17 protein-coding genes are annotated in these 19,235 nt (G+C 68.6%); 8 read left to right on the forward strand and 9 right to left on the reverse strand.

Features of this window, described 5'->3' with window-relative positions; translation table 11 throughout:
- Positions 1-64 precede the first annotated feature (64 nt).
- Complete coding sequence (locus GLP40_RS17075) at positions 65-376, reverse strand: transposase (protein WP_196054706.1); 312 nt, start codon at positions 374-376, stop codon at positions 65-67.
- Positions 377-588: 212 nt separating this feature from the next.
- Between GLP40_RS17075 and GLP40_RS17080 the strand changes: the two genes are divergently transcribed.
- The 5 genes from GLP40_RS17080 to GLP40_RS17100 all read left to right on the forward strand — a co-directional run bounded on the left by GLP40_RS17080 (position 589) and on the right by GLP40_RS17100 (position 4,565).
- Complete coding sequence (locus GLP40_RS17080; protein ID WP_154788890.1) at positions 589-1,971, forward strand: alpha/beta hydrolase domain-containing protein; 1,383 nt, start codon at positions 589-591, stop codon at positions 1,969-1,971.
- 37 nt (positions 1,972-2,008) lie between these two features.
- Positions 2,009-2,203 (forward strand): hypothetical protein, encoded by a 195-nt coding sequence (locus GLP40_RS17085; protein WP_154788891.1) that lies wholly within the window; start codon positions 2,009-2,011, stop codon positions 2,201-2,203.
- Between the two features lie 162 nt (positions 2,204-2,365).
- Positions 2,366-3,325 carry an EamA family transporter gene (locus GLP40_RS34865; protein WP_328290270.1) on the forward strand — a complete coding sequence of 320 codons (960 nt, stop codon included), beginning with the start codon at positions 2,366-2,368 and terminating at the stop codon, positions 3,323-3,325.
- A gap of 347 nt (positions 3,326-3,672) precedes the next feature.
- Complete coding sequence (locus GLP40_RS17095) at positions 3,673-4,182, forward strand: hypothetical protein (protein ID WP_154788892.1); 510 nt, start codon at positions 3,673-3,675, stop codon at positions 4,180-4,182.
- The gene (locus GLP40_RS17100) at positions 4,179-4,565 is read left to right on the forward strand and encodes a hypothetical protein (protein ID WP_154788893.1); all 387 of its coding nucleotides are present in this window, start codon (positions 4,179-4,181) and stop codon (positions 4,563-4,565) included. Before GLP40_RS17095 ends, GLP40_RS17100 begins: the two co-directional genes overlap by 4 nt.
- A 425-nt stretch (positions 4,566-4,990) precedes the next feature.
- On the opposite strand, the gene GLP40_RS17105 is transcribed toward GLP40_RS17100, so the two are convergent.
- Positions 4,991-5,821 carry an SDR family oxidoreductase gene (locus GLP40_RS17105; RefSeq protein ID WP_154788894.1) on the reverse strand — a complete coding sequence of 277 codons (831 nt, stop codon included), beginning with the start codon at positions 5,819-5,821 and terminating at the stop codon, positions 4,991-4,993.
- Positions 5,822-5,855: 34 nt separating this feature from the next.
- Complete coding sequence (locus GLP40_RS17110; protein ID WP_154788895.1) at positions 5,856-7,427, reverse strand: succinic semialdehyde dehydrogenase; 1,572 nt, start codon at positions 7,425-7,427, stop codon at positions 5,856-5,858.
- Positions 7,428-7,517: 90 nt separating this feature from the next.
- On the opposite strand from GLP40_RS17110, the gene GLP40_RS17115 reads away from it, so the two are divergent.
- The gene (locus tag GLP40_RS17115; protein ID WP_328290271.1) at positions 7,518-8,225 is read left to right on the forward strand and encodes a TetR/AcrR family transcriptional regulator; all 708 of its coding nucleotides are present in this window, start codon (positions 7,518-7,520) and stop codon (positions 8,223-8,225) included.
- A 51-nt stretch (positions 8,226-8,276) separates the two neighbouring features.
- A complete protein-coding gene (locus GLP40_RS17120; protein WP_154788896.1) occupies positions 8,277-8,636 on the forward strand; it encodes a cupin domain-containing protein in 360 nt (119 codons plus the stop codon).
- 76 nt (positions 8,637-8,712) lie between these two features.
- On the opposite strand, the gene GLP40_RS17125 is transcribed toward GLP40_RS17120, so the two are convergent.
- The gene (locus GLP40_RS17125; protein ID WP_154788897.1) at positions 8,713-8,937 is read right to left on the reverse strand and encodes a hypothetical protein; all 225 of its coding nucleotides are present in this window, start codon (positions 8,935-8,937) and stop codon (positions 8,713-8,715) included.
- 73 nt (positions 8,938-9,010) lie between these two features.
- Positions 9,011-9,931, reverse strand: a complete 921-nt coding sequence (locus GLP40_RS17130; RefSeq protein ID WP_154788898.1) for an esterase/lipase family protein — start codon at positions 9,929-9,931, stop codon at positions 9,011-9,013.
- Positions 9,932-10,064: 133 nt separating this feature from the next.
- Here GLP40_RS17130 and GLP40_RS17135 point away from each other — a divergent pair, with 133 nt between their 5' ends.
- Entirely contained in the window at positions 10,065-10,613 is a 549-nt protein-coding gene (locus GLP40_RS17135) for a TetR/AcrR family transcriptional regulator (RefSeq protein WP_154788899.1), read from the forward strand.
- Between the two features lie 602 nt (positions 10,614-11,215).
- On the opposite strand, the gene GLP40_RS17140 is transcribed toward GLP40_RS17135, so the two are convergent.
- The 4 genes from GLP40_RS17140 to GLP40_RS17155 all read right to left on the reverse strand — a co-directional run bounded on the left by GLP40_RS17140 (position 11,216) and on the right by GLP40_RS17155 (position 19,209).
- Positions 11,216-12,670, reverse strand: a complete 1,455-nt coding sequence (locus tag GLP40_RS17140) for a flavin-containing monooxygenase (RefSeq protein ID WP_154788900.1) — start codon at positions 12,668-12,670, stop codon at positions 11,216-11,218.
- Between the two features lie 44 nt (positions 12,671-12,714).
- A complete protein-coding gene (locus GLP40_RS17145; protein WP_154788901.1) occupies positions 12,715-13,557 on the reverse strand; it encodes an alpha/beta fold hydrolase in 843 nt (280 codons plus the stop codon).
- Positions 13,558-13,690: 133 nt separating this feature from the next.
- Positions 13,691-15,583, reverse strand: a complete 1,893-nt coding sequence (gene recD, locus GLP40_RS17150) for an exodeoxyribonuclease V subunit alpha (RefSeq protein WP_328290272.1) — start codon at positions 15,581-15,583, stop codon at positions 13,691-13,693.
- On the reverse strand, positions 15,580-19,209 hold the full coding sequence (locus tag GLP40_RS17155; protein WP_328290273.1) for a UvrD-helicase domain-containing protein: 3,630 nt from the start codon (positions 19,207-19,209) through the stop codon (positions 15,580-15,582). The genes recD and GLP40_RS17155 overlap by 4 nt, the downstream gene beginning before the upstream one ends.
- Positions 19,210-19,235: the final 26 nt, after the last annotated feature.

The raw sequence follows: 19,235 nt of genomic DNA on the forward strand, positions 1-19,235 counted from the left end.
GTCGCTGACCCGCACGCCGGAATCCCCAACAGAGGTGCGACCGGAATACGGCAGAAACCTGCCGTCAAACTGTAGGGGTCTGTCCAGCTAACGGCTCTGTCCCTCTTTCGGCGGTAGCGGATAGCCGGCTATGCCAACAGGATTCGATGTCGGGGTAGCCCTGGAAGCCGGCCCTGCCATACATCTGCCGCTTGACCAGCTTGGTTTTCGTGTTCACGCCCTCGATCGGGCCACTGCTGTAGGGCAGGGTCAGGCCGGCGACGGCGGCGTCGTGGTCTTGATCGAGACCGGTCAAGAAGGGCGCGAGTTGGGGTAATTCGGCCTCGCGGACCTGTTTCATCCAGCAGTCGAGCTCGCTGCCGCGGCGGTTGCTCATTTTGTCGATTGGAGGCGCGGTGTTCCCGAACGACCGGTATGCCGGCAATACAGTGCGTTCGCTGCCCATTGGCGATCGACGGGGAAAACTTTCCGAACTCATCTGGGATTTTGAGGGATGCCCCGTTCGCGATCAAGCGATCGACAACGCTCCGCAGATGGGCTTGGTAGTCGGTGATTGTCCAAAAACCAAGCACTTGTTAGGGTTTCGGGATGGAGCTTTCCGGTCCGGTGGCTGGTCCGATCAACCTGATCACAACATTCTTCCCACTGTCCGATGTCGGTTATGTCGCCGAGGAGTACTTCCTGTCCGGTACGGCTGGGTCCTACCGCCTGACCGGCTCGGCCGGTGACGACGGGGAGTGGGCGACCGAGCCGGACGGCCTCGCACCGTTCACGACCAGATTCGTGGTGTACCGACCGGTCGAGGGCTACTGCGGAACCGCTGTCGTGGAGTGGCTCAACGCATCCTCCGGTGCGGACGCGCCGCCGATCTGGCTGCTGGCACACCGGCATCTCGTCCGGGCCCGGATGGCCTGGATCGGGGTTTCCGCGCAGTACGCGCCGATTCACGGCGGCAGCGTCATGGCCGCGGCGGCCGAGGGGGACGACACCTGGAACTCGGTCTTGCTGCCGCCGCTGAAGCAGGTGGATCCGGTGCGCTATGCCGATCTTTCGCATCCTGGCGATGCCTACTGCTACGACATCTACCGGCAGGCGGGAGAGGTGATTCGAAGACTGCAGCCGGGGACCCGGCAGCTGCTCGCGGCCGGGCAGTCGCAATCCGCGGCCACGCTCGTGACATTTGTGAATGCCATTGCGCCGCATGGCTCGCCGTACGATGCGTACCTCATCGACGGGCGGCCGGGCCGCCCTGCCACGCTGACCGGCTTGGTGGACCCCGAGGCGCTGGACGGCGGTACGCGGGTGCGTGCGGATTCGACCGCGCCGGTGCTCGTGCTCCAAACGGAGTTCGAGGTCGTCGGTCTCATGCGCTCGATTGCCGCCCGCCAGCCCGACTCCGACCGGTTCCGGCTCTGGGAGCTGGCCGGCGCCGCGCACGCGGACTCGTACACCGTCGGCGCATCGTTCACCGACTCGGGTTCTCTGACCGCGGAGGAACTGGCCGAGCGGATGGCACCGCGACGCAATCCACTAGGCGTCGAATTCCCCGAGCCGATCAATTCCGGTCCGCAACATCACTACGTCGTGCAGCGCGCCCTCGCGGCGCTGTCCCAATGGGCTGATGGCGGACCCGCTCCGGCGCACGCCGATCGGCTCACTGTATCCGCCGGGGAACTGGTGCTGGACGCAAATGGCAACGCGCTAGGCGGCATCCGCACACCGTGGCTGGACGTTCCATTGGTGGTGCTGTCCGGGCTCGGACAGGAGGACGGCGGTCCGGCGATCATGTTCGGCTGCACGCGACCTCTCCCCGGACCCCCTCCGGACGACTACCTCCAAGCATTCCGTGCGGCAACCGAAAAAACGGTCGCGGCAGGCTTCCTGCTGGCCGAGGATGTACCGGAAATCCTCGCCACGGCAGCCGCGAATCAGCGGAGAGCGTTGTTGCTGGCGGGTGACGACATCCCATAGGGGCCACTCGCGGACGGCGATCGCAGGTTGCACAAGCGTGTCGCTGTCGGGAAAACGGCACCGACACGGCGCTGGCTCATCGGCTATTCAGCAGCGCCTGGCCGAGAACTGGGACGACTGGGTTGCCCGTGCGGCACCGCTCGGCGTGGGTCCGGTACTGCTCGTCGACACCACCCGCGAGGTCGATCACGCCGCCCTCGCGTCGCAGGTGCAAGGGCTCACCGATTCCTAGGCAGGAATGCAAGCCCCGCGCTGGCCGGTTCGGTCAGCGCGACTTGGCGCATGACAGCGCGTTCGAGATACATGATCGAAAACTGTTGCAGCCCTGCGGGAGACAACCCGGTAGCCAGAAATTCTGTGGTTGGGTCAGTGATCGTGTGGTCACACTGCACCAGTGGTGACGACGGGAAAGGCGGGACGAACGCCGATCCGAGCCCGGGCGACCGGCTGGAGCGTGATCTCGTGGGTATTGTTCGCCAGCTCCGGGCCATTGGCCAAAGCGGTGATGGTGACGGGCTGGTCCCCGGCAGCGGTGACCTCGGTCCGGATCGCGGTGGCTGCGGTACTGCTGATGCCACTGGTTGCGGTGGTGCGACCGCGGGCGCTGCGGTTCGCTCGTGCCGATCTGTGGTTGCTGGTGGGCTACGGGACACTCGGGGTCGCTGGGGTGCAGCTGTTGTTCTTCGTTGCGGTGGCCCGGGTTCCGGTGGGCGTGGCGATGGTGCTGGTCAATCTGGCGCCTGCGCTGGTCGCGGCGTGGGTACGGGTGGTGCGGCACACACGGTTGCCTGGGTCGGTGTGGCTGGGCATCGGGTTGACGGTGGCCGGGTTGGCGTTCGTCGCGCAGGTCTGGCGCGGTGCCGAGTTGGATGTGCTCGGTGCTGCTGCTGGGCTGGGTTCGGCGATCTGCTCGGCGGGGTACTTCCTGCTCGGCGAGCACGGTGCCGGCAGGCACGACTCGGTTGGGCTGACTGCGGTCGGATTGGCCGTCGGCGCGGTAGTCGCGGCGGCGTTCACCCCACCATGGACACTGCCCTTCCAGCTGTTCACAGCCTCGACGGTGCTGGGTGATCTGAAGGCACCGGTATGGCTGGTGCTGGTGGTACTGGCCGTGGCTGGCACCGTACTGCCCTATCTGGCCGGGCTCCGAGCCCTGCGCGATCTGCCCTCGGCTCTGGCCAGCGTGCTAGCTGTGACCGAACCCCTGGTTGCGGCCGTGCTGGCCTGGCTACTGCTCGGCCAGTCCCTCGGGCTGCCCCAGATGGCCGCAGCGGTACTCGTGCTGATCGGTGCGATGCTGGTGCAACTGACCATGCCCGAAACCGTTCCCCGAACTTCCGGGACGAATGTTTGAGCCAAAGGGGGGTCGTGGGTGCACACCATCGGCTGATAGCTACGAGGGCGCCCGCGTCATGGCCACGATGGGTCAGGTTCGGGCCGGACCAGGCGGGTCGACGTCCCACATCCGACCGGAGTTGACAGATCTTCCACGCACCCGCGCTGGCCGGTTCGGTCAGCGCACTATGCGGCATAAGGCGTTCGGTGGGAGGCGATCAATGTTCGGAGCCGACGACGAGGCTAGGGCGATGCCGGCGAGGTAGGTAAGCGACGGCTTGTCGGAGGTTGTTGCCTCCGTAGACATTTGCCCGAGCCTCCAAGACCTGCTGGTCAAGGTACTGTACGCGATCAGGAGGGGATCGGATGACAGATACGGATACTCGGCGAGGGCGCGGCCGTGCGGTTCGACTGGGCCGGGTCGCGATTGCGGCGGTGGCGCTGGTGGGGCTCCCGGTGTTCGGAAGGTATCGGCTTCACCAGTGGCAGGACCGTCCGGTCGAGTCGGTGCGGATCGCCGATGAGGTGACTGTCGCCGGGTTCGAGCGGCTCGCGGTCATCAGTTGGTCGCCGGGCGACGATCTGCCCGAGGGTTTGGCGTATTTCGCTGGGCCGCAACCATATCCGGATCCGGTAACGGCAGTGTCGGTGCCGTCGATTCCACTGCGGCCCGTCGATCGAGTCCGGGAGAGCGCGGCCGAAGAGATCCAGACCGCGAGCGGGTCGCGCCCTGATCACTGCGGTGCTTCGGTGTATTTCAACCCCAACCCGTGGACGCACACCGTGGGCAACCAGGCAGTGCGGGCGAAATTGACCGCTGCCCGTAGCGCTGGAAAGCTCCTCATCCTGGTACACGTCCGGGGCTGCGGAGTATGACCGTCGAACAAGGGCAGGTCGACTACAAGCGTGCCCGAGCCAACACCTTCGCGGTCTGCACAGTGGTGGTCGGCCTGCTGGTTACGCTCTTCACCGCAGTCGTATCGCTGAGTGTGATGGCGAGCTACTCGGACTTCATCTACGGTGGCGGCGACTGGCATCGGCTCACTACGGGCGCGGCGAAATCGGTACCGGCGCAGGCGTGCCTGTGGATGTCCTGGTTCATCGCGGGGCTGACCTGCATGTACCTCGGCGGGCGCGCCGTCGTGCGCGGTCGGAATATCGTGTGGGCATTCGTGATCGCCCTGATCGTGTATGAGATCGGACTGGATGCGACCGTCGAGATCGCAACACGTGGAGTCGATGCGGCCTACCGGTCGTGAGCGTCACGGTGCGATAGAAAGACGTTCTGTGCCATCGCATCACCTCACCGTTCAGCCGTGCCCACTGTGTCGGCCTTCACGAAATGCCTTCTGCCGCAGGCGATTCCGACATCGAGACCGTATGTATGCACGCTAGGTCGAGTCGTGCACGGGTCTCGCCTCGTCACCGCGTCGGCCATGGTTTCGTCATCACCACCGACACCACCGCGCGCTGACCCGAGCGGGGGCGAGATGTTCTGCGAAGACCACGCCGATCGATGGGTCCATCCGACGATTCGCTGGTGAAGCGAACCCCCGTCCGAGCGGCGGCTCACCCTGCCTTCGGCCTTCCCGACCAGAGAACGGCACCGGGTCGGTGCCGTTGATTCTGCGGGCACCGACCTCGGCTCGATCGACTCGCTTACTTTCAGCCGGTCCGGCCCGAATTACGGTTTGCGGCCCGTGAATTCGTCCATCGAGTGATAGACGCCCACCGTATTGAGGTAGAAGTCGCGCACCTTCAGCGGCAGCAGGCCGGAGATGGCGCGGTTGAGGCGGGAGGTCCAGGGTAGGACCACCAGGGCGGAACCCTTCTTCATCTCGGTCCAAGAGGTGTCGACGACGTCCTCCTGCTCCAGGATCGGGGTGAACCAGAATCCCTTGGCGCCGTCGAACATTCCGGTATTGATGTAGGTGGGGCATACGGTGGTGAACTTGACGTGCTCGTTGCCGGACTGCTCCAGCTCCAGGCGCACCGAGTCCGACCAGCCCAGCGCCGCCCACTTGGACGCCGCGTACACGCTCATGCGCGGGTTGGCCACCAGACCGGCCGAGGAGGCGATGTTGAGCACACGCCCCTCGACGCCCTTGTTCGCCACCATGGCGGGCAGGAACTCGAGCGTGATGTACATGGGCGCAAGCGAATTGATCGCCATGGTCTTGTCGATATCGGCACGGTTGTCGGTTTCCCAGAAGTATCCGTTGCCGCGCACGATGCCCGCATTATTGACCAGCACGTCGATGTCACCGACTTCGGCGCGCACGGTCGCGCCCGCCTCGGCGATGGCGTCGCGGTCGGACACGTCGACCACGTAGTGGTGGATTCGGCTGCCGCCGAGCGCGGCCAGCTCGGCCGCGGTCTCCTTCAGCGCCTTCTCGTTGATGTCCCACAGCACCACATCGGCGGCCCGCTCGGCCACCGCGCGCTGCGCGAACGACTTGCCCAGCCCCATGGCCGCCCCGGTGACCAGAACCTTCTTGCCCGCTACGGTCTTCATACCCCTCTGCACCCCTGTCGAATGATCGGCGGAATCACTTCTGCCGCAGTGTCTTCATGACGCCCAGGTAGAGCGTCATGGTCTTGGCCCACAGCTGTTCCGACATGCCCGGCAGCGGCGCGATGGGCAGGACCCGCTGCACCGCGATGGTCTGGGTGTCGATGTATTTCAGCAGGCCCTCGGGCCCGTGCCGGCGACCGGTGCCGGAGATGCCGAGCCCGCCCGACGGCGCGGCCACCGAGCCCCAGGCGGCGATGAAGCCCTCGTTCACGTTCACCGATCCGGCGCGCACCCGTGCGGCCACCTCACGCCCGCGTGCGGTATCGCGGCTCCACACACTGGCATTGAGGCCGTAGGCGGTGTCGTTGGCCTGGGCGACGGCCTCGTCGTCGCTGGTGACGCGGTAGACCGACACGACCGGGCCGAAGGTCTCCTCGCGGTAGACGGTCATGCCCTCGACCACGCCCTCGAGAATAGTGGGCTCGTAGAAGTAGAGTCCGAGGTCCGGCCGCGCCTTGCCGCCGGCGAGCACTGTCGCCCCCTTGGCGACCGCGTCGTCGACGTGCTTGCTGACGGTCTCGATCTGGCGCGGGAAGGTCAGCGACCCGATCTCATAGCTGAAGTCCAGAGTCTTGCCGAGGCGCAACTCCTTGGTGTGGGCGACGAATTCGGCGACGAACCGGTCGTACACCTTGTCGTGCACGTAGATTCGCTCGATCGATTCGCACAGCTGCCCGGCCGAGGCGAAGCAGGCCCGCACCGCGATCTTGGCCGCCGCGGACACGTCGGCGTCCGCGAGCACCAGCAGCGGGTTCTTGCCGCCGAGTTCGAGCGAGTAGCCGATGAGCCGTTCCCCCGCCTGCTGGGCGATGGTGCGCCCGGTAGCGCTGGACCCGGTGTAGTCGACATAGTCGGCGCGGGCGATGACCTCGGTGCCGACCACCGCGCCGCGCCCGAGCACGGCCTGCCACAGACCCTTGGGCAGACCGGCGCGCTCGGCGATGTCGATGGCCCACAGCAGCGTCAGCGCGGTCTGGTTGTCCGGCCGACCGATGACGGCATTGCCGGCCAGCAGCGCGGGCAGCGCGTCCGAGGCGCCCAGCGCGAGAGGGTAGTTCCAGGGCGAGATGACCGCGACCACGCCCTTGGGCCGGTTGCGCACCTCCACCTGGGTGAGGATCGGCATGACGCCGCGCGGCTTGCGGTGCGCCAGAATCGATTTGCCCTCGGCCGCGTAGTAGCGGGTGTTGACCGCGACGTCGGAGACCTCGTCGAAGGCGTGCACCCGGGACTTGCCGGTCTCGAGCTGGATGATGTCGAGGATGGTGTCCTGCTCGGACAGCACCAGGTCGTGAATGCGCCGCAGCAGCGCGGCCCGCTCCCCGACCGGCACCTGCGCCCATTCCTGCTGGGCCTTCCGCGCGGTGGCGAAGGCGGCCTCGATATCGGCGACCGAGGATTGCGGCAGGTCGGCGATCTTGGCGCCGGTGGCGGGCGCGAGCACTTCCACCGAGGGCGCGCCGCCCGCGACGGCATGGCCGAGCAGACGCTGGACCAGGTCAAAAGGCAGCGCATCGGCGGCGGCGAGCTGCGGGGCAGTCGTCATTGGTCGCCCTCTCGAGGAGTCGTGTGCGGGTGGAACCCACTATTAACTGAACATCGGTGTTACATGAACACTGGTGTTAGATTAATGGACGTGACGCACACCATGTCAAGCCTTCCGGCGGGCAAGAGCACCCCCGCCCGTCGCGGCCGTCCGCCGCAGACGGAGAAACAGGCCGACCAGGTGCGCGCCCGCATCGTGCTGGCAACCGCCGAGGTCTTCGCCGAACAGGGTTCGCGCGGGCTGAGCGTGGCGCGCATCATCGAGAAAGCCGGGCTGGCGCGGCCCACCTTCTACCGGTATTTCGCCAATGCCACCGAGCCGCTGCACGCGGTGCTCACCATCTCCAACGAGGATCTGGTGGGCGGCATCCGATCCGCTTTGGAACGCACCGAGCAACCGGTGGAACTGGGCATCAACATGATCGAGGCGTACCTGCACTGGGCGGGCGGCCACGGCTCGATGCTGGCGCCGTTGTTCGCCGAGTTGCACGACCCGGGCTCGCCGGTGTCCGCGTACCGCGAGCAGGCGATCGAGGACATTCGAGTCCTGGTGCGCGCCAAGATCGCGAGCCTGGGGCGTCCGGCCCCCACCGATCTGGATCTCGACACCGCGCTGCAAACGTGCGAGTTCGTCGTCTACCGCATTTCCGCGGCCGCGCCACACGGCGAACCCGATCAGGCCACCATCGATGCCGCCCGCCTGACCATGATCCGTGGCGTGCTCACCATGCTGGGCACCCGCGAGGACGTCGAGTACGCGCTCACGATTCCCGGGCTGTTCGAATCCACCGCGAACTGACGCACTCCAGGCAGTCAAGGAGATCCGGGGGTTGCGGACTAGGCTCGGCCCATGCCGGAAACCCCACCGCCCCAACCCTTCTCAGCCGCCACCCGCGCCGTCGTCCAGGACGTGCGGGTCTCGCCGGCCAAGCACACCGAACGCATCCAGACCCGCCGCATCTTCATGCCCGCGGGCACGGCGGCCGGGCTGCACACGCACAACGGTCCCGTGGGCAGCATCGTGTCCGGCTCGGTGGCCTATCGCCTCGAGGACGAACCGCTGGTCGTGCTGCGTCCCGGCGATGTCTTCTTCGAACCCGAGGCGGTGCGCATCGCCCAATTCGACGCGCTGGACGAGGATGTGGTGTTCCTGGCCCACTTCCTGCTCGGCTCGGATCAGGATCCGGCGATCGAATTCCCCGAGAATTAGCCGACTGGAAATGCACCCTTCGTCATGGGCTCATGCGTCCCGAGGTTTGTCCCCTCTCGACGGCGCGAGCAGGAGGCTATCCGGGGTTCAGACTCACGATCGCCTCGGCGATGACTGTGATCTGGTCGTCGAGATCGAGAATCCGGTCCTCGATCGCGGCGGTGGCGAGTCCGGCCGCCAGTGCGGCTTCGAGCTCGTCGTGCGCGCGTGCCCGGGCCGCCCGCAGCGCGGCGAGCGTGCCCTCGACCGTCACCTCTTGCCCGAATTGCCTAGTGCGAGTGAGGGATTCGCAGTCGGTCATGCGCTGGCCTTCGTTCGTGCGGGTGCGGATGTCGGGGCGGGTATGGGCGGCAGGCGGCCCGAATGGTGAATTGCTATCGACTCAGCGGTCCCGCGAAAGGCAGGACGACCGTGCAGGAGACAGGTGCGGCGTGCGCGGGGTCGAGGGCATTGAGGACCACGCGCACCGTGACCGGATCAGCGGGCAGCTCGTAGTGCTCGGTGTAGTCGGTCGGGCAGAGGTCCTGCAGCACCACGTCGTCGACATTGGGGCCGTCCAGCAGGCCGGTGGTCCAGGGGGTGGCGATCTCGTCGTAGCGGGAGACCACGGTGGTGAACCGGATGTCCGGTGCGAGGGCCGGATCCGCGTTCAGGTCGACAGCGACCTTCGAGCCGGGCGAGAGCTGGCACGGCCCGCACTGCGCAGCCAGTTCCGCTCCGAGCGCGGTGGATTCGAGCAGCGGCTGCAGGTTCGCGAGGCCGCTGACCGTGGAGCCGTGCAGCGGCGCGGCCAGCGCCACGTAGCGGTCGATCTTCGGGATGGCGCCGAAGTGGTTCAGGGCGTAGAACGGCACCGCGCCGCCCATCGAGTGACCGACGAGATCGACCTTGTCCGAGCCGGTTTCGGAGCGCACCCGGTCGACGAAGTCGGAGATCTGCCGGGCGCTGGTCTCGACCGGCGTGATCGCGCCCATGACCGGGCCGAGCGCACCGGTGCCGTAGGTCGTGGTGAACACGCAGTAGCCGGCGTTCACCAGGACCGCGGACAGGGTGTTCCAGGTGACGGTGTCATTGGACAGCCCGTGCAGCAGCACCACCGGATTCGGGTGCGCGGCAGCGGGTTTGCAGGACCAATCGTTCGCGCCGGGCGGGGCCTGCCCGGGCGCGATGAGCTCGGCGGCCAGTCCGCCGAAGTAGCTGTAGGACGGATCCGGCTCGTCGGCCGCGGCCGGGCATACGGCGAGCGCGGCGGCGAACAGGACGGCGGCGGTGAGGCAGCGGGTGGCCGATCGCATGGGTACTCCCAGGGGATTCGTGCCGGTCGGCCCCACGATGCCCCCTACGCGCCGCGCATGACCGACCGGTCGGTCATAGGCTAGCCGTTGTGTACTCTTCGGGGAAGAGACAGCGCAGGAAAGGATTTCGGCCATGCCCCGACCCGCGGAACCGGGCCGCAACGCCCTGCTCGACGCCGGGGCGGAGGTCGCCGCGCGCACAGGCCTGGCCGGACTGTCGGTCAATGCCGTGGTCCAGGCCGCCGCCATGGCGAAAGGCACCTTCTACCATCACTTTCCGGATCGGCGCAGCTACCTGGTCGCGCTGCACCGTCGGTATCACGACGAGCTGACCGGTCTCGTCCTCGCCACCGTCGGCGACCTCGCGCCCGGCCGCGAGCGACTGCGCGCCGGCCTCACCGCCTACCTCGACGCCTGCCTGGCCACCCGGGGCACGAAAGCCTTTCTCGCCCAGTCTCGCACCGAGGCCGATCTGCTCGACGAGGTGACCGCCCGCAATCAGCTGGTCGCCGCGGCGATCTCACCCGATATCGAACAGCTGGGCTGGGCGAACCCGCCCGCGGTGGCGCTCCTGGTCATCGCCATGGTGGCCGAGATCGCGCTCGCCGAACTGTATTCCGGCGCGGCTCGCCCCGACCTGCGCGCCGCGCTCACCGCATTGATCGAGCGCACGCCGGACTGACCGCCGTCGCGGTCACCGCCCATAGTCGGCGAGTCCGGCCCAGACAAAGAGGTGGGCCGATCAGCGAATGAGGCCACCGAGGGTCCAGTAGTAACCACGCGAAAAACAACACATTGGGGCTTGGCCCCAGATGACGGCACGTCGCCCACGGCTGACGCGGTATCGCTGCACGCCGGCGCGTGCGCTGCCCCGGATATGGCTGTTATCCGGGGCTCACCCGGTGACGACGCGCGAGCGTCTGCGCGCGATCCCCGCACCTGTCCTCGCCGACCTCGTCGGCTGCAACCCCCGGTTCGCTGCCGAACGAGCCGCGACCCTCGCGACTGACCGGAACAGCTACGCCGCCCTCCGAGCCCGCGGGTCACCCGCACATCCCTGACTCTCGAGGGGCATACGAGCCCGCCGAATATGGGATCTCACCAGTCAGGTGGCTTTCGTCCGGGAATCCATCCGCACGTAGCCGACCGATGATCGCGCGTCTCATCGACGCGGGCAGCTGCGTCCCCGGATCGGTGTGGTCGATCTGCTCGCCGAAGCGGTGAAGCCGTTCAGCGCCAAGGCCGCCGGCGGCATAGCGGGCCGGATGGCCTCCAGGGCTACCCCTACGCCCGTTCGAACCGCATGGCCGAGTCGGTGATCCTGCCGTAGCGCAGTGTCGGGAGGTCGCGCAGGTAGTTCATGTGCAGCTGCCACGGCGCACGGTCGCCCCGCTTGGGCAGGATGTCGAGGGACCGGAGCACATAGCCGGGCTCGAAGTCGAAGAAGGGCGCGGCGCCGACCGAGGGGTCACGCACCGGCATGGCCTTGGCGTAGCCCTCGGCATCCATGTGGCGCAACAGCCGGACCACGTATTCGCACACCAGATCCGCCTTGAGCGTCCAGGAGGCGTTGATGTAGCCGAAGACGAACGCGAAGTTGGGGACCTCGGACAACATCATGGCCTTGTAGACCATCGTGTCGGGCAGGTGGATCTTGCGTTCGTCCACCACCAGTTCGACGCCGCCGAACGGGATGAGATTCAAACCCGTTGCGGTGATGATGAGGTCGGCCCCCAGTTCACGACCCGACTCGAGGCGCAGCCCGGTCTCGGTGAAGGTCTCGATGCGGTCGGTGACCAGGTGCAACTCGTCGCGGCGGATGGCGAGGAACAGATCGCCGTCGGGGGCCAGGCACAGTCGCTGATCCCAGGGTTCGTAGCCGGGGTTGAAGTGGGTGTCGAGGTCGTAGCCCTCGGGCAGCCAGTGCTCCTGCCAGCTGCGGATCCAGATCCGCATGCGCTTCGGATAGCGTTGCGAGAGTTGGTACATCAACGTGCTCAGCGCCACGTTCTTGGCGCGGGCCAGGGCGTAGGCGGCACGCGCGGGCAGGAACTTGCGAGCGCGATCGGCGAATCCGTCGTATGCGGGCCTGGGGATGATGTACGACGGCGAGCGTTGCAGCATGGTCACGTGTGCGCCCTGCTCGACCAGGGCGGGTCCGAGGGTGACCGCGGTGGCGCCGGAGCCGATGATGATCACCCGCTTGCCCTCGACATCGACGTGCCCGGGCCAGTGCTGCGGATGGATCATCGGGCCGGGGAACCGTTCCGTGCCCGCGAAGTCCGGGGTGTAGCCCTCGTCGTAGCGGTAGTAGCCGGAGCAGCTGAACAGGAAGTTCGTGGTCATGGTGACCGTTTCGCCGTCATGGTCGGCGGTCACCGTCCAGCGATTCCGCGCCGAGGACCATTCCGCCCGCACCACCTTGTGCCGATAGCGGATGTGCTGATCGATTCCATTCTCGGTAGCGGTATCGCGCACGTACGCCAGAATCGAGTCGCCGTCGGCGATGGCCTTCTCCCCCAGCCATGGCCGGAATCGGTAGCCGAGAGTGAACATGTCCGAGTCGGAGCGAACACCCGGGTAGCGGAACAGATCCCAGGTGCCGCCGCTGGCGTCGCGCATCTCCAGAAGGGCGTAGGTCCGCCCCGGGAAAGCGCGCTGCAGATGGTAGGCGGCATCGATGCCCGATAATCCGGCACCCACAATGAGCACGTCGACGTGCTCGGGTGTAGTGGCCATGAGCCCAGGGTATCGACCCCGCGGTCTCGGAGTGACCCAGGCCACTACGAACGCGACAAGAATTCGCCCACCACTTCGGCCACCCGCTCGGGGTCGCCCTTGTCGATGCCGAAATGGTCGAGGCCGGGCACGGTGGCGCGCTCGCAATGCGGGATCACCGAGGCCAGCAGGCCCTGCTCGGAGGCGGTCCATTCCCGGCGATCCCGGTCACCGTCGAGCAAGAGCACTTCGGCGGTGATCTCCGCGTAATTGCGATAGGTACCGTCGAGCCGCACGTACTGCCGGTGTTCGGTGAGGTTTTGCGGCAATTGCCCGATGACCGTGTCCGTGTCGGACGCTTGCATGAACCTGGGCAACATGCGCCGGAACATCCAGCGCGGCACCTTGCGCATGCCCTCCGGGCCGATCGCGCGCACGAATTCGACGAAGGCATCCAACGGTTTGCCCTGGGCCAGGTATTTCTCGTACGGGCCCATCCACGCGGTCGGCATCGACCCGTTCACCGACAGCGCCGGCTCGTACACCGCTACCTTCCGGACAACCGGGTTGCTCCGTGCCGCCTCCAGGGCGACCAGCGCGCCGTACCCGTGACCGACCACGAACGCCGCCCCCGTCTCGTCCTGGAGCGCGCGCAGGTCCGCGCAGTCGTCCTCGATACTGTGATCGGGCCGCTGCGGGCCGCTGCCCCCGTGCCCGCGCCGCTCGATGGTGTGCACCGTGAACGCGGTGGCCAGCGCCTCCGCGAAACGCGTGTATCCCCGCGCCACCGACAGCACGCCCGGTACGACGATCACGCCCGGTCCCAAGCCCGTGGTCAGGTACGCGATTCGCGTACCGTCCTCGGACACCACGCTATCCGCGTACCCGTCGCCCTCCTGCTCGGCCATGGACACCCTTCCGCTTCCGATCGCACGCGCGCCGAAAGGCCACGGCGACAGCCGTATTGGGCGCCATCCACGCTACGCCGATCCGATGGCCGAGGACCGCGCCGACCGCATGTCACCAGGTCGTCGCGGCGAGTCATTCCCGGTTGCGCAGGCCGCTGGCGCGCAGCACCCGGCGGGCGATGCCGGAGCGGATGGATTCCTCGGTGCCGAGGATGCGCACGTGACGGCGAGCGCGAGTGACGGCCGTGTACAGCAGTTCTCGCGTGAGCAGCGTGGATTCGGGGCCGGGCAGTACCACCGAGACGGTGTCGTACTGGCTGCCCTGGCTGCGGTGGATGGTCATGGCGTAGACAGTGGTGACGCCGGGGAACTGGGTGGGGTGCACCAGGTACGGTTCGGCGCCGCGCTGCAGGGCAGCGCGCAGGGTGCCGTCGGGGGCGCGGACGATGACGCCGGTGTCGCCGTTGTAGATGCGGGCCTCGTGGTCATTGGCGGTGACCAGCAGGGGCTGACCCGGGTACCAGTGCCCGGCGCCGGGATCGGCGCTGATGCCCGCGGTGGTGACCCACCCGGCGGCCAGGCGATCCCAGCGTTCGACGCCGTAGGGGCCCTGCCGGTGCGCGCACAGCAGGCGATGCGATTCCAGTGCGGTGAGCGCGGCGGTCGCGTCACCGTCGATTGCGGCGTCGGTGGCCTCGCGGGCCGCGCGCAGCACATCGGCGCGCACCTCGACGATGTCCTCGGGTGCGTGCAGCGACAATTCATCGCCACCGTCGGCGAGCAGGGCCAGAGCGGCATCCGCGTCACCGGCCCGAATCGCGACGGCCAGTTCCGCGATGCGGCCGCCGAAGCGTCGACCCCGGGTGAGCCGGACGATGCCGCCGCGCAGGCGTTCGCGCTCGCGGGCGGACAGGGCATCCGGGTGCGCGGCGGTGGCGCCCAGGTCGCCGCCCAGAATCCGGTCCAGCGCCGGATTCGCCTGTCCCGGAACGGGTCCGGCCACCAGATCGGCGAGCACCGCGCCCGCGTCGACGGACGCCAGCTGGTCCGGGTCGCCGACCAGGACGAGGCGGGCGTCGGGGCGCACGGCGGCCAGCAGGCGGCTCATCATGGTCAGCGACACCATGGAGGTCTCGTCGACCACGATCACGTCGTAGGGCAGCCGGTTGAACTCGTTGTGCTTGAATCGGCCCGCACCGCCGCGCTGCCAGCCCAGCAGGCGGTGCAGGGTGGCGGCGGTGAGCTCGGGCAGGCCGATATCGCCCGCCTGTTCGCGCACCGCCTCCTGCATGCGGGCGGCCGCCTTGCCGGTCGGGGCGGCCAGGGCGATGCGCAGGGCGGGCGCGCCGGGCACGGCCAGCTGATGCGCGACCAGCAGGGCCAGGACGCGGGCAATGGTGTGGGTCTTGCCGGTGCCCGGGCCACCCGCGACCACGGTCGTCCACTGGGTGGCGGCCAGGGCCGCCGCCAGACGCTGCCGGTCCGGTGGTTCGCCGGGTCCGGCGTGGTCGGGGAAGAGCCGATCCAGTTCGCGCCGCACCAGTTCCGCGTCCACCATCGGGTGCGTGGCGGCGCGTTCGGTGAGGACGCGACGGATGGTCTCTTCCTGCCGGTAGTAGCGGTCGAGATAGAGCAACGGTCCCGAGTCGCCGCCGCCGGGCGGGTCGATGAGCCGCAGCGGGCGCAGCGGCCCGGCCGGGCTGCCGGTCACCAACGGGCTCACCCGCAGAGCCGCGATCACCGATTCCACCTCGGGCCACGGCAGGGTGGCCGGGTCGATGGCCGATTCCTCGGCGCCCTCGGCGTCGACGCCGATCTCCCGCATGCGCCGCACTTCCAGGCACACCGACCCGGATCGCACCGCGCGCACCGCCAGGGCGGTGGCGAACACCACGGCCTCCGACCGCTCGCGGCCCAGACGCGCGAGGCGCAGTGCCACATGCACATCCGCCGCCGACAACACCCCGGCGGCGTTGAACACCTGCAACAGTCCGGTACCCCGCTGCGCCAGTTGAATCGAGGTCACCGCCGCACCGCCTGCGTGTCTCCGGCGAGCAGGGCGGACAGCTCGACGATCAGCTCCGCGGGCGGAAGCCAGTCGAAAACCCCGCAGCCGTCCGGGGTTTCGGGTCCGATCATGCCGCGCACGAACAGGTAGCGGATACCGCCCAGGTGCTCGGCCGGATCGTAGCCGGGCAGCCGCCAGCGCAGATACCGGTGCAGGGCAACCGAATACAGGATGGCCTGCAACGGGTAGTGCGAGCGCATCATCTCCGCGGCCATGCGGTCGCGGGTGTAGTGGGCGACGGTGAGGTCGCCGGCGCCGAGCCGGTTGGTCTTGTAGTCGACGACGAGGAATCGCGGTCCGGTGGTGCGCAGGACGGCGTCGATGCTGCCGGTCAGGTAGCCGCGCAGCGGGGTGTCGTCGAGATGCGCCAGCTGATCGGCGTAGGGGGCGAAGACGTCGTCGGCGGGCAGGTGGCGACGCAGCAGGTCGGCGATGCGCGGGACCGTCACCCGGGCGGCGACGGGGGTGTCGCCGCCGGCCAGGGGCAGTTCGAAGTCGAGTTCGCTCAGGCGATCCCGGGTCGAGAAGTCGGCGAGGGCCCCGAACCCGATCGGTGTGCGCATGACGGCCAGCAGCGCCCCGGACAGCACGTCCGGGTCGGCGTCGAACATCTGCTCGTTCACCGAATGGAGGCAGCGGGCGTGGATTTCGGCGGCGAGATCGGGGGCGTCGGTGTCGACGTACTCGAGGACCTCGTGCACGAGCGTGCCGAATTCTGCGCCGTAGGGCAGTGAATTCATCAGCGAGGGCGCGGCTCCGGCGAAGACGGTGAGATCGTCGGCGAGCACCGTCGGGGTGGCCGGTTCGTCGGCGATGCCGGCGCCCTCGGGCAGGTCTGCGGCGGGCAGCGCATCGTGCGCTCCCGCGGTGAGCGCCGAATACGAGGTGCGCCGCCACGCCTGGTCGAGGGTGCGACCGAAATGCGCGGCCGCCAAAGCCTCGGTGGCGGTGGCGGTGTCGTCGATGGGCAGGCGGGCGCGGGTGATCTCGCGGACCGGTTCGATGGCGATCACGCCCGGCTCGGCGGTGGCGGCCCACTCCCGGATGCGTTCCAGCACCACCGAATCCGCGGGCACCGGCACCTTGTCGGCGACGGCCGGGCTGCCGGGCTCGCGGCCCAGCAGCATGCGGTGCAGGGGCGCGGTCTGGGTGTCGTAGGCGGGGGCCCACCAGGCCACGACCTGCGCGCCCGCACGAGTCAGCGCCACGTACAGCAGGCGCAGTTCCTCGGCCCGCTCCTCGGCCTCGGCGCGCAGGCGGTGGGAGCCGTAGCCGGGTGCGTCCGGGCCGCCGACGTCGAGGACGCGGCGACCCTGCTCGTCGTGGAACAGCAGGGTCGGCGGATTCCGCGGTTTGGCGGCGTCCCAGGCGAAGGGCAGGTAGACGACCGGAAATTCGAGGCCCTTGCTGGCGTGCACGGTGGCGATCTGCACGGCCGCGGCATCGCGGTCCAGGCGGCGGCTGCGGTCGGCGACGCCGCCGGAGGCCGGATCCCGCACGCGGTCGGCCAGCCAGCGGGTGAGCGCGGACAGGCCCAGGCCTTCGCGCAGGGCGGCGTCGTCGAGCAGCTGGGCGATCTGACGGAGGTCGGTGAGCTGGCGTTCGCCGCCTTCGAGAGCCAGCAAACGCGGTGCCAGTTTTGTTTCGGCACTGAGCTTTTCGGCGACAGCCGCGAAGCCCGCGCGGGCGAACAGCCGCGCCGCGTCGCGCAGTTCGGCGCTGAGGCGGCCGACCAGATCGGCTCCACCGCCGTCGATCTCGTCCGCACTGAGCCCGAGCAGCGTGGTTCCGGCCGCCAGGCGGACCCGGTCGGCGCGGTGTGGCTGTTCGAGAGCGTGCAGCACCCACAGCCATTCGGTGGCGGCGGGCGTCCCGAAGACGCTCGCACCACCCGCCAGCACCGAGGCGACGCCGGCCGCTTCCAGTTCTCCGCGCACCATCTCGAGCTGGTTGCGGTTGCGGACCAGCACCGCGATATCGCCCGGGCCGAGCGGCCTTTCACCGGGCGCCCCGGCATCGATGAGCACCCCGGACTCGAGCAGGGCGACGATGTCGGCGGCCACATCGATGGCGACTCGTTCCCGCTGACGGCCCACGGTCGGATACCCCGACTTGTTGAGCGGCCCCGCACCACTGCGCGGCAGGCACCGCAGCCGCATCGGCGTCACCCGTTCCGGCGCACCGGAGAGCCTGGAGAACGGCCGCGTCGCCGCCACCCGGTGCACGGTGATCTCCTTGTGGCCCAACGCCGCACCGCCGTGCACATGTTCGAGCGCGGTCAGCAGGCCCGCGTCACTGCGCCGGTTGGTGGTGAGCTCACGCTTGCTGTCGGCGTGGGCGACAGCGTCCAGATAGCTCAGCACCTCCGCGCCGCGGAAGGCGTAGATGGCCTGTTTCGGGTCGCCGACCAGCACCAGGGTGGCGTGCCCGTGGAAGGCGCGGCGCAGGATGTCCCACTGCAGCGGATCGGTGTCCTGGAATTCGTCGACCAGCGCCACCCGGTACCGGTCCCGGATGCGCTGACAGGCGCGGGGCCCGTGGTCGGGATCGGCCAGCACCTCGTGCAACAGGACCAGCAGGTCATCGAAGTCCCGCAATCCCGAAAGCCGTTTCCGCCGAGCAGTTTCCGCCCGTACGGCCTCCGCGAACGCCACCCGCTCGGCGGCCGGATCGTCCTCGCCCTCGGCCTCCGGCAGCAGCTTGGCGTGCGGATCCCCCACCGCCGCCGCGGCCAGCCGCTGCGCGTCCGCGGGCCCGAACGGCGCACCGCCGCGCGCGTACCGGCTCAGATACAGATCATCCGCGACCGTGGACACCACATCCTCGATCCCCTCCACGAGTCGCACTCCCGGATCCTGCTCACCCGCCAACCCCAATTCGTCGAGCATGCGCTGGCAGAAGCTGTGCGTCGTGGCGATGGTCCCCGCGTCGAAATCCGACAGCGCAGCCAGCAACCGCTCTCGCCGTGTCGCGATCTCCCCCGGAGTCCCCTGCGCCAGATGCCGGATCAATTCGTCCTCCGACGCCAGTGCCCGCTCCGGATTCCCCAGCGCGGCCGCCACGCCCACGAACCGATCCCGGGTTCGCTCCCGCAGCTCCTGCGTCGCCGCCCGGCTGAACGTCACCAGCAGCAACTCCGAGACATCCGCCCCCATCTCGGCCACGAACCGCACCGCCAATCCCACAATGGCGTACGTCTTCCCGGTTCCCGCACTCGCCTCGAGCACCGTCGTCCCCACCGGCAGCGGCCCGGTCAACTCGAACCGATTCCCCGAATCCCCCACCGCGCCGACCGAACCGTGACCATCGATCGAATCGGCGGCGGCGTCCACGGGCTCATCAGCGGTCGCCTCGGCCTCCCACAGTCCTGCTGGCCCATCCGCGTCCATGGTCACCGCTACCGGCGCCGGGTCGGATGCGGGCGCCGGGGTCTGCTCGCCGGCGGCGAAAAGGGCGCCCTCCGCCGCCGGCGCGGCTTCTCCGTGACGGCGCGGTTTGCGGGCCGGGCCGTCGCTGCGGCGGGTGCGCGGGGCGGGGCGGGGCGTCAGGTCGGGGTCGGTCAGGGAGAACAGGTCGTCGGTCACGCGGGGCTCCCGGGAGCGGTGACGGG

Source organism: Nocardia aurantiaca (assembly GCF_009708175.1).
Lineage (GTDB): Bacteria > Actinomycetota > Actinomycetes > Mycobacteriales > Mycobacteriaceae > Nocardia > Nocardia aurantiaca.